The sequence below is a fragment of the Janibacter endophyticus genome (assembly GCF_016888335.1).
GTDB classification, from domain to species: Bacteria; Actinomycetota; Actinomycetes; order Actinomycetales; family Dermatophilaceae; genus Marihabitans; species Marihabitans endophyticum.
Map to the genome: position 1 here is coordinate 1104115 of NZ_JAFEJG010000004.1, position 13925 is coordinate 1118039.

15 protein-coding genes are annotated in these 13925 nt (G+C 70.4%); 13 read left to right on the top strand and 2 right to left on the bottom strand.

What is annotated here, in order from left to right:
* The first annotated feature begins 17 nt into the window (after positions 1-17).
* The 9 genes from rpsE to meaB all read left to right on the top strand — a co-directional run bounded on the left by rpsE (position 18) and on the right by meaB (position 9467).
* A complete protein-coding gene (rpsE, locus tag JNO54_RS05420; RefSeq protein WP_204142976.1) occupies positions 18-695 on the top strand; it encodes a 30S ribosomal protein S5 in 678 nt (225 codons plus the stop codon).
* Entirely contained in the window at positions 695-877 is a 183-nt protein-coding gene (rpmD, locus tag JNO54_RS05425) for a 50S ribosomal protein L30 (protein WP_204142977.1), read from the top strand. The genes rpsE and rpmD overlap by 1 nt, the downstream gene beginning before the upstream one ends.
* Positions 878-879: 2 nt before the next feature.
* The gene (rplO, locus tag JNO54_RS05430) at positions 880-1371 is read left to right on the top strand and encodes a 50S ribosomal protein L15 (protein ID WP_204142978.1); all 492 of its coding nucleotides are present in this window, start codon (positions 880-882) and stop codon (positions 1369-1371) included.
* A 166-nt stretch (positions 1372-1537) separates the two neighbouring features.
* Complete coding sequence (secY, locus tag JNO54_RS05435; protein ID WP_204142979.1) at positions 1538-2863, top strand: preprotein translocase subunit SecY; 1326 nt, start codon at positions 1538-1540, stop codon at positions 2861-2863.
* Positions 2863-3426, top strand: coding sequence for an adenylate kinase (locus JNO54_RS05440; RefSeq protein WP_204142980.1), 564 nt, complete (start codon positions 2863-2865; stop codon positions 3424-3426). Before secY ends, JNO54_RS05440 begins: the two co-directional genes overlap by 1 nt.
* Before the next feature lie 3 nt (positions 3427-3429).
* The gene (map, locus tag JNO54_RS05445) at positions 3430-4281 is read left to right on the top strand and encodes a type I methionyl aminopeptidase (protein ID WP_204142981.1); all 852 of its coding nucleotides are present in this window, start codon (positions 3430-3432) and stop codon (positions 4279-4281) included.
* A gap of 128 nt (positions 4282-4409) precedes the next feature.
* Complete coding sequence (locus JNO54_RS05450) at positions 4410-6257, top strand: methylmalonyl-CoA mutase family protein (RefSeq protein ID WP_307818072.1); 1848 nt, start codon at positions 4410-4412, stop codon at positions 6255-6257.
* A complete protein-coding gene (scpA, locus tag JNO54_RS05455) occupies positions 6254-8455 on the top strand; it encodes a methylmalonyl-CoA mutase (RefSeq protein WP_204142982.1) in 2202 nt (733 codons plus the stop codon). Before JNO54_RS05450 ends, scpA begins: the two co-directional genes overlap by 4 nt.
* Entirely contained in the window at positions 8448-9467 is a 1020-nt protein-coding gene (gene meaB, locus JNO54_RS05460) for a methylmalonyl Co-A mutase-associated GTPase MeaB (RefSeq protein ID WP_204142983.1), read from the top strand. Before scpA ends, meaB begins: the two co-directional genes overlap by 8 nt.
* Before the next feature lie 124 nt (positions 9468-9591).
* On the opposite strand, the gene JNO54_RS05465 is transcribed toward meaB, so the two are convergent.
* Positions 9592-11268 carry a BCCT family transporter gene (locus JNO54_RS05465; protein WP_204142984.1) on the bottom strand — a complete coding sequence of 559 codons (1677 nt, stop codon included), beginning with the start codon at positions 11266-11268 and terminating at the stop codon, positions 9592-9594.
* Between the two features lie 87 nt (positions 11269-11355).
* Positions 11356-12222: a hypothetical protein gene (locus JNO54_RS05470; protein WP_204142985.1), complete on the bottom strand. Its 867-nt coding sequence runs from the start codon at positions 12220-12222 to the stop codon at positions 11356-11358.
* A 226-nt stretch (positions 12223-12448) separates the two neighbouring features.
* Here JNO54_RS05470 and infA point away from each other — a divergent pair, with 226 nt between their 5' ends.
* The 4 genes from infA to rpsK all read left to right on the top strand — a co-directional run bounded on the left by infA (position 12449) and on the right by rpsK (position 13903).
* A complete protein-coding gene (gene infA, locus JNO54_RS05475; RefSeq protein WP_007928045.1) occupies positions 12449-12670 on the top strand; it encodes a translation initiation factor IF-1 in 222 nt (73 codons plus the stop codon).
* 82 nt (positions 12671-12752) lie between these two features.
* The gene (gene rpmJ, locus JNO54_RS05480; protein WP_006592630.1) at positions 12753-12866 is read left to right on the top strand and encodes a 50S ribosomal protein L36; all 114 of its coding nucleotides are present in this window, start codon (positions 12753-12755) and stop codon (positions 12864-12866) included.
* Between the two features lie 261 nt (positions 12867-13127).
* Positions 13128-13505 carry a 30S ribosomal protein S13 gene (gene rpsM, locus JNO54_RS05485; RefSeq protein WP_204142986.1) on the top strand — a complete coding sequence of 126 codons (378 nt, stop codon included), beginning with the start codon at positions 13128-13130 and terminating at the stop codon, positions 13503-13505.
* Entirely contained in the window at positions 13505-13903 is a 399-nt protein-coding gene (gene rpsK / locus JNO54_RS05490) for a 30S ribosomal protein S11 (protein ID WP_204142987.1), read from the top strand. Before rpsM ends, rpsK begins: the two co-directional genes overlap by 1 nt.
* Positions 13904-13925: the final 22 nt, after the last annotated feature.

The following is a 13925-nucleotide window of genomic DNA, read 5'->3' on the forward strand; positions in this document are numbered from 1 at the left end:
GAGAAGAGGAAGATCTGATGCCCGGACCCCAGCGTCGAGGCGCCGGTGCCGCAGGCACCAACGAGCGCTCCAACGACCGTAACGACAACCGCCGCGGTGGCCGTGGCGGCCGCGACGGTGGCCGCGACAACCGCGCCGCCGAGAGCCAGTACCTCGAGCGCGTCGTCACCATCAACCGTGTCGCCAAGGTCGTCAAGGGTGGTCGTCGCTTCAGCTTCACCGCGCTCGTCGTCGTCGGTGACGGTGACGGCACCGTGGGCGTCGGCTACGGCAAGGCCAAGGAGGTGCCCGCGGCGATCGCCAAGGGTGTCGAGGAGGCCAAGAAGGCGTTCTTCAAGGTGCCCCGCATCCAGGGCACCATCCCGCACCCCATCCAGGGTGAGGCTGCTGCGGGCGTCGTCCTGCTGCGCCCGGCCGCTCCCGGTACCGGTGTCATCGCCGGTGGCCCGGTCCGTGCGGTCCTCGAGTGCGCCGGCATCCACGACGTCCTGAGCAAGTCGCTCGGGTCGGACAACGCCATCAACATCGTCCACGCGACGGTCGCGGCCCTCCAGGGTCTCGAGCGTCCGGAGGCTGTCGCGGCCCGCCGCGGCCTGCCGCTGGACGAGGTCGCCCCCGCCGCGATGCTCCGCGCCCAGGCTGCTGGCCGCGAGGAGGCCCGCGCGGCTCGTGAGTCCGAGAAGGCAGGTGCGTGATGCCTCGCCTCAAGGTGACCCAGACCCGTTCCGAGATCGGTGGCAAGCAGAACCAGCGTGACACGCTGCGCAGCCTCGGTCTGAAGCGCATCGGCGACGTCGTCGTCAAGGAGGACCGCCCGGAGATCCGTGGCATGGTCCGTACGGTCGCGCACCTCGTGACCGTCGAGGAGGTTGACTGATCATGGCTGACGCCAAGAAGACCACCGAGGGCCAGGAAGGCAACGGTTCGAACCACGCCCTCAAGGTCCACCACCTGCGTCCTGCCCCTGGGGCCAAGACCGCCAAGACCCGTGTCGGTCGTGGTGAGGGCTCCAAGGGAAAGACCGCCGGCCGCGGCACCAAGGGCACGAAGGCCCGCTACCAGGTGCCTGCTGCCTTCGAGGGTGGCCAGACGCCGCTGCACATGCGTCTGCCGAAGCTTCGCGGCTTCAAGAACCCGTTCAAGACGGAGTACCAGGTCGTCAACCTCGACAAGGTCTCCGCTCTCTTCCCCGAGGGTGGCGACGTGACCGTGGCCGACCTCGTGGCCAAGGGCGCCGTCCGCAAGGGCCAGCCCGTCAAGGTCCTCGGCACCGGTGAGATCACCGTCAAGGTCAACCTGACCGTCGACGCGTTCTCCGCCAGTGCCAAGGAGAAGGTCGAGGCCGCCGGCGGTTCCATCACCGGCGCCTGACCCAGGCCGACGACGAAGGGGTCTGGCGGACGTTTCGTTCGCCGGACCCCTTCGCGCGTCCCTGGTTAGCCCGGCACAGGTGCGCCGGGTATCGTGCTTCAGTCTCGCCCGTTCCCCGTCACGCCGGCGTCGACACCCGGCTCCGTGACGAAACCTGGAGGATCAGTTGCTCTCCGCCTTCACCCGTGCGTTCAAGACGCCGGACCTGCGACGCAAGCTGCTGTTCACCCTCGGCATCGTCGTGCTCTTCCGGCTGGGCAGCTTCGTCCCGACGCCGAACGTGGACTACAACGCGGTCCAGGCGTGCATCGCCGGTGCGCGCGAGGACGCGAGCTCGACCTTCCTCGGGATGGCCAACCTCTTCAGCGGCGGCGCACTCCTCCAGCTCTCGATCTTCGCGCTCGGGATCATGCCGTACATCACGGCGAGCATCATCGTCCAGCTCCTCACCGTCGTCATCCCGCGGTTCGAGGCCCTCAAGAAGGAGGGCCAGCAGGGTCAGGCGAAGATGACCCAGTACACGCGGTACCTGACGATCGCCCTGGCGGTCCTGCAGTCGGCGACCTTCATCACCTTCGCCCGCAACCCCAGCCAGCTCTTCGGCAACGCGAACTGCACGAACATCCTCTACCGCGAGTCGCTGCCGAGCATCCTCATCATGGTCCTCACCATGACCGCCGGCACCGGCCTGATCATGTGGCTCGGTGAGCTCATCACCGACAAGGGCGTCGGCAACGGCATGTCCCTGCTGATCTTCACCTCGATCACCGCGACCTTCCCCGGCTCGCTCTGGGCGATCCAGCAGCGCGAGGGCCGCTGGGACATCTTCTTCCTCGTGATCGCCATCGGGCTGCTCATCATCGCGGCGGTCGTCTTCGTCGAGCAGAGCCAGCGCCGCATCCCCGTCCAGTACGCGAAGCGGATGGTCGGGCGGCAGATGTACGGCGGCACCTCGACGTACATCCCGATCAAGGTCAACATGGCCAACGTCATCCCGGTGATCTTCGCGAGCTCGATGCTCTCGCTGCCGATGATGATCGCGCAGTTCCAGCAGGACCCGGCGGGCAACAGCCCGGGCTGGGTGACCTGGCTGCAGCAGCACTTCAACCCGTCGCAGCCCACCTGGGTCTACATCGTGGTCTTCACCGGGCTCATCCTCTTCTTCACCTTCTTCTACGTGTCGATCACCTTCAACCCCACCGAGGTGTCCGACAACATGAAGCGCTACGGCGGCTTCATCCCAGGTATCCGGGCCGGGCGACCCACGGCCGAGTACCTCAACTACGTGCTGACCCGCATCACCGTCGCGGGCGCCATCTATCTGGCTCTGGTCTCGCTCATCCCGCTCATCGCACTGGTGCTCGTGGGCGCGAACCAGAACTTCCCGTTCGGCGGGACGTCGATCCTCATCATGGTCGGCGTCGGGCTGGAGACGGTGAAGCAGATCGAGTCCCAGCTGCAGCAACGCGAATACGAAGGGTTCCTCCGCTGATGCGTCTGATCATCTTTGGCCCGCCCGGGGCCGGCAAGGGTACGCAGGCCTCCCGGATCGCCGACCACTTCGGGATCCCCGCGATCTCGACCGGTGACATCTTCCGGGCCAACATCAAGAACGAGACCCCCCTGGGTCTGCAGGTCAAGGAGATCACCGCCAGCGGCGGCTACGTCCCCGACGACATCACCAACGCGATCGTCGAGGACCGGCTCAACGAGGCCGACTGCGAGCCCGGCTTCCTCCTCGACGGCTACCCGCGCACGACGGGCCAGGTGACCGCGCTCGACGCGATGCTCGCCAAGCACGACCTGGCCGTCGAGAAGGTCCTCATGCTCACGGTCGACGAGGACGAGGTCGTCCAGCGTCTCCTCAAGCGGGCCGAGGTCGAGGGTCGCGCCGACGACACCGAGGACGTCATCCGCGAGCGCCAGGCGATCTACGCCCGCGAGACCGAGCCCCTGGCCGCCGTGTTCCGTGAGCGCGGCCTGCTCGTCGAGGTCGACGGCATGGGCGAGGTCGACGAGGTCAGCGAGCGCATCTTCGCCGCCCTCGAGCGCTGACGCGTGGGCTGGCTGGGCCGGGAGAGGGTCGCGCCGAAGTCCGCTGAGCAGCTGCTGCTCATGCGGACGGCCGGCCTCCTCGTCGGGCGCACCCTGGAGATGCTCCGGGGCGAGGTGCGCGAAGGGGTGACGACGGGGCAGCTCGACGCCCTCGCCGAGTCCTTCATCCGGGACCACGGCGGGGTCCCGAACTTCCAGCTCGTGCCCGGCTACCGCCACACCCTGTGCACCTCGGTCAACGAGCAGATCGTCCACGGCATCCCGGGCGACCGGGTGCTGGAGCCCGGTGACCTGCTGAGCATCGACTGCGGTGCCGAGGTCGAGGGCTGGAACGGCGACGCCGCGATGACCGTCGTCGTCGGGGGTGACGACGCCGCGCGGCCCGAGGACGTGCGGCTCAGCGAGGCCACCCGGACCTCGATGTGGGCCGGCATCGCCGCGCTGCGCAACGGCGGGCGGATCAGCGACGTCGGGTCGGCGGTCCACGGGTCGATCGAGCGCTCGGGCCGCGCCGACGGGCGCGCCTACGGCATCGTCCTCGACTACGTCGGCCACGGCATCGGCGAGGACATGCACATGCCTCCCCAGGTGCCCAACTACCGGCACGGCGGCAAGAGCCCGGTTACCCCGGTCGGGACGACGATCTGCATCGAGCCGATGATCACGCTCGGGGCGCAGGAGAACCACGTGCTCGCCGACGAGTGGACGATCGTCACCGACGACGGCTCGCGGGCGGCGCACTGGGAGCACTCGGTCGCGATCACCGACCGCGGGCTCTGGGTGCTCACCGAGATCGACGGGGGAGAGGCGGCCCTCACGGCCGCCGGTGCCCCCTTCGGACCACTGGGGGACTGAGCCGGCCCGCTCGGCATGATCGTGCTCACCACCCGCCGCCGGTGGCTGCGGCGGCCACTAGGGTGAGAGACAGACATGCTGACTCCCCGGTGGCCCCGCCATCGGGCCGAGCAAGGAGTGCGCCCAGCGTGACCGTCACCCCCGACGATGCCGTGATGACCCTGGCCGGGGACTTCCCGACCACCAGCCTCGATCGCTGGCAAGAGCTCGTCGCGGGGGTGGTGAACCGGTCCCGGGCCGAGGACGCCCACCTCAGCGGCCCCGAGGCGGTCGAGTCCCTCACGACGACGCTGCCCGACGGGATCGTGCTCCAGCCGCTGTACCAGGGCAAGCGCACGGCGCTGGGCCTGCCCGGCGCCATGCCCTTCACCCGGGGCAGCGGACCGCGCAAACCCGACCAGCCGTGGGACGTGCGCCAGCTCTTCGAGGGGACCGACGCCGAGCAGGTGCGTCGGGCCGTGCTCGACGACCTCGAGCGGGGCGTCACCTCCGCGTGGGTGGCCCTCGGCGACGGCTACCTCGCTCCCGCAGACCTCGCCGCGGCGCTCGACGGAGTGCTCCTCGACCTCGCGCCGGTCGCCGTGTCCGCCGTGACCCAGCAGCGCGAGGCCGCCGAGGCGCTCCTGGCGGTCCTCGAGGGCGCCGGCACGACCGCCCCCGGCTCGAGCCTCGGCCTCGACCCGATCGGTGCGGCCGCCGCCACCGGCGAGGCTGCCGACCTGACCGGCCTTGCCCCCTTCGCCCGGCGGGCTGCCGCCCTCGACGGACTCGTCGCACTGACCGTCGACTCCCGGATCTACCACGACGCCGGCGCGACCGACGTCGAGGAGGTGGCGCTGGCCGTCGCGACCGCCGTCGCCTACGTCCGTGCCCTCGAGGACGAAGGGGTGAGCCCGGCCGAGGCCTTCGCCGCCGTCGACTTCCGGGTCGCGACGACCGCCGACCAGTTCGCGACGATCGCCAAGCTCCGCGTCCTGCGGCGCCTGTGGGCCCGCGTGGGCGAGCTCGCCGACGTCCCGGAGGAGGTCCGCGGGGCCCGCATCCACGCGGTGACCTCGACCCGGATGCTCACGGCCACCGACCCGTGGGTCAACGTCCTGCGCGGCACCATCGCCTGCTTCGCCGCGAGCGCCGGCGGCGCCGACCGCATCACGGTGCTGCCCTACGACACCCCGATGGGCCTGCCCGAGGCCTTCTCGCGCCGCCTGGCGCGCAACACCCAGAGCCTGCTCGCCTTCGAGAGCCACGTCGCGGCCGTCGCCGACCCGGCCGGAGGGTCCTGGTACGTCGAGTCGCTCACCGAGGATATGGCGCAGCGCGCCTGGGCCCGTCTCGGCGAGATCGACGCCGCCGGCGGCGTCGCCGCCGTCCTCGCCGACGGCTCGCTCGCGACCACGCTCGAGGGCATGTGGGCCGAGCGGCTCGCAGGCCTCTCGACCCGCAGCATCCCGCTCACCGGCACCTCCACCTTCCCGCTCGCCGGCGAGACCCCGCTGACGCGCACCCCGCGCCCCGAGACGCCGACCGGTGGGCTCACGCGGCACCGCGACGGAGAGGTCTTCGAGCAGCTGCGCTCCCGCACCTCCGCGGGGGACGCGCCCTCGGTGCTCCTCGTGAGCCCCGGCACCCGCCGCGACTTCGGTGCTCGGCAGACCTTCGCCACCAACCTCCTCGCGGTCGCCGGCATCGGCGCCGAGCTCGCCGAGGAGGTCGACGCCGCCGGTGCCGCCGAGGCCGCCCGCGCCGGTGGGCACACCGTCGCCGTCGTCGCCACCTCCCCGAAGGTCAACGCGACCGTCGGCGCCGAGGTGATCTCCTCCCTTCGTGAGGCCGGGGTGAGCACCGTCGTCCTCGCCGGCCGGGCCACCGAGCTGGGGGAGGGTCACCCCGACGTCGTCGAGGCCCGCGAAGGGGTCGACGTCGTCGCCCTGCTCTCTGACCTGCTCGACCAGCTCACCGAAGGAGACGCCCGATGAGCGCCATCCCCGACCTCTCCGGCGCCGACCTCGGCGCCGGCCGGCCCGCCGAGGGCGCCGCCGAGCGCTGGAGCCGGCTCCTCGAGGCCACGCCGGGTGCGGCCGACGGCTGGGAGACGCCCGAGCACATCCGGGTCGCCCCGGTCTACACCGAGGCCGACACCGAGGGGCTCGACTTCCTCGAGACGGTGCCCGGTGCTCCGCCCTTCCTCCGCGGCCCGTACCCGACGATGTACGTCAACCAGCCGTGGACGATCCGGCAGTACGCGGGATTCTCGACCGCCGAGGAGTCCAACGCCTTCTACCGACGCAACCTCGCCGCCGGGCAGAAGGGACTCTCCGTCGCCTTCGACCTCGCGACGCACCGCGGCTACGACTCCGACCACCCGCGCGTCGAGGGCGACGTCGGCATGGCCGGTGTCGCGATCGACTCGATCTACGACATGCGGACCCTCTTCGACGGGATCCCGCTGGACCAGATGTCGGTGTCGATGACGATGAACGGCGCGGTGCTGCCGATCCTCGCCCTCTACGTTGTCGCGGCGGAGGAGCAGGGGGTGTCGCCGGAGCAGCTCTCGGGGACCATCCAGAACGACATCCTCAAGGAGTTCATGGTCCGCAACACCTACATCTACCCGCCCGAGCCGTCGATGCGGATCATCTCCGACATCTTCGCCTTCACCTCGGCCACGATGCCGCGCTTCAACTCGATCTCGATCTCCGGCTACCACATGCAGGAGGCCGGGGCGACGCAGGACCTCGAGCTCGCGTACACCCTCGCCGACGGCATCGAGTACATCCGGGCCGGCCGCGACGCGGGTCTCGACGTCGACAAGTTCGCGCCGCGCCTGTCCTTCTTCTGGGCCATCGGCATGAACTTCTTCATGGAGATCGCCAAGATGCGCGCCGCGCGCCTGCTGTGGGCGCGGCTCGTCCAGGAGAACTTCGAGCCGCAGAGCAGCAAGTCGCTCTCGCTGCGCACCCACAGCCAGACCTCCGGCTGGAGCCTCACCGCGCAGGACGTCTTCAACAACGTCGTCCGCACCGGCATCGAGGCGATGGCGAGCACGCAGGGTCACACCCAGTCGCTGCACACGAACGCCCTCGACGAGGCGATCGCGCTGCCGACCGACTTCTCCGCCCGCATCGCGCGCAACACCCAGCTCGTGCTGCAGCAGGAGTCGGGAACGACGCGGGTCATCGACCCGTGGGGCGGCAGCGCCTACGTCGAGCGGCTCACGCACGACATCGCCAAGCGTGCCTGGGCGCACATCGAGGAGGTCGAGAAGGCCGGCGGCATGGCCAAGGCCATCGAGGCCGGCATCCCGAAGATGCGCATCGAGGAGGCGGCCGCGCGCACGCAGGCGCGGATCGACTCGGGTGCCCAGCCCGTCATCGGGGTCAACACCTACCCGGTCCCAGAAGACGCTGCGGACGAGGCCTTTGACATCTTGAAGGTCGACAACGCCTCGGTGCGCCAGCAGCAGCTCGCCAAGCTCGAGCGGCTGCGCGCCGAGCGTGACGACGCCGAGGTCGAGGCGGCGCTGACCGCGCTCACCGAGGGTGCCAAGGCCGCCGGCGGCTCGATGGAGACCAACCTCCTCGCGCTCGCCATCGAGGCGGCCCGCGCCAAGGCGACCGTCGGCGAGATGTCCACCGCCCTCGAGGAGGTCTACGGCCGCTACACCGCGCAGATCCGTACGATCTCCGGTGTGTACCGGGACGAGGCGAAGGGCAGCAGCTCCGTGGCGGCCGCGCAGGCCAAGGTGGCGGAGTTCGAGCAGGCCGAGGGCCGCCGACCGCGGATCCTCGTCGCGAAGATGGGCCAGGACGGGCACGACCGCGGCCAGAAGGTCATCGCGACCGCCTTCGCCGACCTCGGCTTCGACGTCGACGTGGGCCCGCTCTTCCAGACGCCCGGCGAGGTGGCGCGTCAGGCCGTCGAGGCCGACGTCCACGTCGTCGGGGTGAGCTCGCTCGCGGCCGGGCACCTCACGCTCGTACCGGCGCTGCGACGCGAGCTCGACGACCTCGGGCGCCAGGACCTCATGATCGTCGTCGGCGGGGTCATCCCGTCGCAGGACTTCGAGGAGCTGCGCGCTGCCGGGGCCGACGACATCTACCCGCCGGGCACCGTGATCGCCGACGCGGCGCTGCGCCTCGTGGACGCCCTCAAGGAGCGCTCGACGGATGCCTGACCCGGTCGCCGACCTCGTGGCCGGCGTCCGGGCGCGCTCCCGGGCGCACGTCGCGCGGGCGATCACGCTCGTCGAGTCCTCGCGCCCGGACCACCGGGAGCAGGCCCGCGAGCTGCTCGCCACGCTCGCGCCCGACACCGGGCGCAGCGTCCGCGTGGGCATCTCGGGCATCCCCGGCGCCGGCAAGTCGACCTTCATCGACGCGCTCGGCACCCGGCTCGTCGAGCGGGGTCACCGCGTCGCCGTCGTCGCGGTCGACCCGTCGTCCTCGCGGACCGGTGGCTCCGTCCTCGGCGACCGCACCCGGATGGCCCAGCTCACGGCGAGCGAGGACGCCTTCGTGCGACCCTCGCCGTCGGGCAGCCACCTCGGGGGAGTGGCCCGGGCGACCCGGGAGTCCATGCTCGTCCTCGAGGCCGCGGGCTTCGACGTCGTCCTCGTCGAGACCGTCGGGGTCGGCCAGTCCGAGGTGGCGGTCGCCGAGATGGTCGACACCTTCCTCATGCTCGCGCTCGCCCGGGGCGGCGACCAGCTCCAGGGCATCAAGCGCGGCATCCTCGAGATGGCCGACGTCATCGCGGTCAACAAGGCCGACGGGCCGCACGAGTCCGACGCCTGGGTGGCTGCCCGCGAGCTGTCCGGGGCGATGCGCCTCATGAACCCCGACCCGCGGGCCCGCCGCACCCCGGTGCTCACCTGCTCCGCGCACACCGGGGCCGGGCTCGACGAGGTCTGGCAGGCGGTCCTCGACCACCGCGCCTGGCTCGAGGAGCAGGGGTCGCTGGAGTCCCGGCGGCGCGAGCAGCAGACGAGCTGGATGTGGGCGATGGTCGACGCCGAGCTGCGCGACGGCGTCCGGCGTAGCCCGTCGGTCCGCGCCGTCCTCACCGAGGTCCAGGAGGGTGTGGCCGACGGGACCGTCAGCGCGGTCGACGCCGCGCAGCAGGTCCTCGAGGCCTTCTTCGCGGACCGTGCGCGGGGCGCCGACGCCGTCACCGACGACGCCGGCTGACCCCTTCGCCTCGGCTCGCCAGCTGTCCGGGCCGGGAAACCCGTGGCGGGCCGGGAAACCTTGGCCGAGCCCAGCAATAGCCCGGCCCGGACCCAATATCCCGGCCCGACCGGAAGTCCCCGGTCTACCGCTCAGACTCGAGCGCCTCGCGGCGGGCGGCCTCGCCCTCGGCGGACTGGTGGACGATCTCCCCGCGCTCGAGCGCGTCCGTGCCGGCCTCCTTCGCCTCCTGCGGGACACCGACGACCTCCGTGACGAAGCGCAGGCGTTCCTTGCGCAGGGCCACGAGCAAGGAGATGCCCGCGAGGAACATCAGGGTGAACATCGGCAGACCCACGACGGTGATCACCTGCTGCAGCGCGGTCAACCCCTCCTCCCCGGCGAGGACGATGAGGAGAGCAGCAAGGGCGCCCTGGGAGATGCCCCAGAACATCCGCTGGCGGACCGGGCCGGCCTCGCCGTCACCGGTGCAGAGCATGTCGACGACGAGCGAGGACGAGTCGGCGCTCGTCGCGAAGAAGAGCGCGACGATGATGACGGCCAGGCCCTGGAGGATCGTCGTCAGCGGATAGTGGCTGAAGAACTCGAACATCGCCAGCGGCACGCTCTCGGCGACGGCGGCGGAGATCGGGCCCTCCGCGCCATCCATCCCGTCGATCCGCATGGCAGACCACCCGAAGACGACGAACCAGATGAGCGTGAAGAGCGAGGGCGCGAAGAGGACGCCGAGGACGAACTGGCGGATCGTCCGACCGCGGGAGATCCGGGCGAGGAAGATGCCCATGAAGGGCGCCCAGGACACAGTCCAGGCCCAGTAGAAGACGGTCCAGCCGCCCTGCCAGCCCCAGCCGTCGCCGGTCTCGCGGGCGAGCGCGTCGTTCCACAGCGCCAGGCCCGGGAGCGCGGTGAGGTAGGCGCCGAGGGTCTCGAAGAGCTGACGGGTGAGGAAGAGCGTCATGCCGCCGGCGAGGAAGATGAAGATCATCAGTCCGATCGCCATGCCGATGTTGAGGTTGCTGAGGAACTTGATGCCCTTGTCGAGGCCCGCGACGATCGAGCCCACGGCCACCGTCGTGAGGACGACGATGACGAGCACCTGCAGCGTCGTGCCGTTCTCCCAGCCGAAGAGCGCGTTGAGGCCGGCGCCGATCTGGGAGGTCCCCAGACCGATCGAGACGGCGACACCGAAGAGCGTGCCGAGGATCGCGATGATGTCGATCGCGCGGCCGATCGGCCCGTAGATCCGCTCCTTGAGCAGCGGGTAGAAGACCGAGCTGACGCGCGCCGGGAGCTTGTACCGGTGGATGAAGTACGCGAAGGCCAGGCCCGGCAGGGCGAAGATCGCCCAGGTGTGCAGGCTCAGGTGGTAGAGCGAGAAGTTCATCGCGTCGGTCGCGGCCTCGGGCGTGTACGCCTCCACCCCCGCCTTCGGCGGCGTCGTGAAGTGCGAGATCGGCTCCGCCACACCCCAGAACATCAGGACCGTGCCGATACCACCGGCGAAGAGCATGGTGAACCAGGAGAAGAAGGAGTACTCCGGCTTCTGGTCCTTGTCCCCGAGGACGATCTCGCCGTACGGTCCGAAGGCGACGACGAGCAGCATGACGAGCCAGGCCGTCACCCCGAAGATGAAGTACCAGCCGAGGTTGGTGACGACCCACTCGCGACCGCTGCCGAAGGCCTCCCCGAGCTGTGCGGGGAAGACGAGCAGCAGGGCGAGGATGAGGATCATCAACCCGGCTGACACGAAGAAGATCGTCGGCTGCGTGCGCAGCCCCAGGCGGCGTGCCAGAGATTCCATGCCCGCAACCCCATCACAGGCGGCGGGGGGCTGATCAAGTCACGACGGGGTCATCTCGGCTGATCGTGACCTCATCGATGCCGCGGGTCAGGCGCTGCGACGCACCCGGTGGAGCAGGGCGCCGAGGCCGAGGAGGCCCGCCAGGGTGGCGAGGAGCCCGCCCGCAGGCGAAGGGGTGGCCGTCCCGCCGTCCGTCTGGACGACGGCCGGGATCACGGGGGTCGGCGGCGTCGTCGGAGCCGGGCACTCGGCGACGGTCACCTCGCCCTCGCCCAGGAGGACGCCCATCTGTCCGAGCTCGTCGAGCATCTCGCCGACCTCGCGCAGCAGCTCGAGGTCCTCGGGCGTGATGGCGGGGGCGTCTGCCTCGAGCATCTCGGCGGCCCGGATCCGGAGCTGCCCGGCGGCGCTCTCCGGGCCGTCCGCCTCGGAGAGGCGCTGCGTCAGGTCGCCCTCGGTGAAGCTGTCGAGGAGGTCGTCGTCATCGAGGGTGGCGTCCAGGGCCGCCCAGGACCAGGTGCCGGGCGCCATGTCGAGCGTGACCGTCTCGCCGGCCGGGAGGTCCGCGTCGGTGATGTCGGTCGGGTCGTCGGGGTCGGTCGTGAGGAGGAGGAAGGCGTCGGGGTTGCCGGCCGGGTTGGTGACGGTGACCTGCTCGCAGCGGGTGCTCGTGACAGCGACGGGCGCGGTGGCCGGGCCATCGCAGGGCGCGATGTCGACAGAGACGTCGAAGGAGGTGGGCGCACCCGGAGCCAGCTCGTAGCCGGGCAGCGCGGCGACGGCGACCGTCACGGTGGCGGTGGGGGGCAGCGCGGGGACCTCCTCGAGGTCGTCGACCTCGCCGAGCTCCGCGAACCAGGGGAGCAGGGCCACGACGCCGGGGATCTCGACCCCGGCGGGCAGGACCCCGCGCTCGCCGGCGAGCGTCAGCGCGGCGCGCGAGAACGAGGGCATGGTGGCGACTTCCCGGGGGTGATGCGTGGCGAGGTCACGGACGGGATCGCCGGACGAGGGTGAAGGTACACCCGGAAGGCCCCCGATTTCGCGGGTTCTCACCAGATCCCCTAGACTGGAGTGTCGCTCTCGCGCGTCCTCGTGCGGTCACAGGCCGTCGAGGTTCTCGTGCGGGCGGCTCATGGCGTCCCCATCCAGGGGGCGACCACCAACGGATTGAGAGGGTATGGCCAAGAAGGACGGTGTCATCGAGGTCGAGGGCACGATCGTCGAAGCGCTCCCGAACGCAATGTTCCGGGTCGAGCTGACGAACGGTCACAAGGTTCTCGCCCACATCTCGGGCAAGATGCGTCAGCACTACATCCGAATCCTCCCGGAGGACAAGGTTGTCGTCGAGTTGAGCCCGTACGACCTGACCCGCGGCCGGATCGTCTTCCGTTACCGCTGACGGACGGCCCAGCCGCCCCCAGCAGCACGACCCGGCGCGTCGCACGGCGCCCCGGGACAGATCGATCAAGGACGAGTTGGCAGTGAAGGTTCAGCCGAGCGTCAAGAAGATCTGCGACAAGTGCAAGGTGATCCGCCGTAACGGTCGGGTCATGGTGATCTGCGAGAACCTGCGCCACAAGCAGCGCCAGGGCTGATCGCACTCGCCGGGACCCGCTCGGGTCCTCGCACGCGTCGCACGACTTCGAGACAACAGAACACATGAAGCAGGCAGTACCCGACCCCTGACAGAAGGCCGCGACGAGCGGCCGGATCTAGCGGTGGATCGACATCGCGCAGGACGTCACCCTCGGCCCGGAGGCCGAGGACCGCAGGGCCCCGCGCCATCGTGGGGGCACAACCCTCGGACCGGTGCTGCTACCAGACCTCCGGAAGCACAGACAAGGAAACACCACAAGATGGCACGTCTTGTTGGAGTGGACCTGCCGCGCGACAAGCGCGTCGAGGTCGCACTGACCTACATCTTCGGCGTCGGTCGCACGACCTCGCAGAAGGCTCTCGCCGCTACCGGCGTCGACCCGAGCACCCGCGTCAAGGACCTCGACGACACCCAGCTCGTCGCGCTCCGTGACTGGCTCGAGGCCAACGCCAAGCTCGAGGGTGACCTCCGCCGTGAGGTCGCCGCGGACATCCGCCGCAAGGTCGAGATCGGCACCTACGAGGGCCTCCGCCACCGCCGCGGTCTGCCGGTGCGCGGTCAGCGCACCAAGACCAACGCCCGTACCCGCAAGGGTCCCAAGCGCACCGTCGCCGGTAAGAAGAAGGTTGGTAAGTAATGCCTCCCAAGACCCGCTCCGGCGCCAAGGTGCGTCGCAAGGTCAAGAAGAACGTCGCCGTGGGCCAGGCCCACATCAAGAGCACGTTCAACAACACGATCATCTCCATCACGGACCCCTCCGGTGCCGTGATCTCCTGGGCCTCCGCGGGCCAGGTGGGCTTCAAGGGCTCGCGCAAGTCGACTCCCTACGCCGCCCAGATGGCCGCCGAGGCCGCCGCGCGTCGCGCGATGGAGCACGGCATGCGCAAGGTCGACGTCTTCGTCAAGGGCCCCGGCTCTGGTCGTGAGACGGCGATCCGCTCCCTGACCGCCGCCGGCCTCGAGGTCGGCGCGATCAGCGATGTCACCCCCAGCCCGCACAACGGGGTCCGTCCGCCCAAGCGCCGTCGCGTCTGAGGCCGAGAAGGACCAGGAGAAC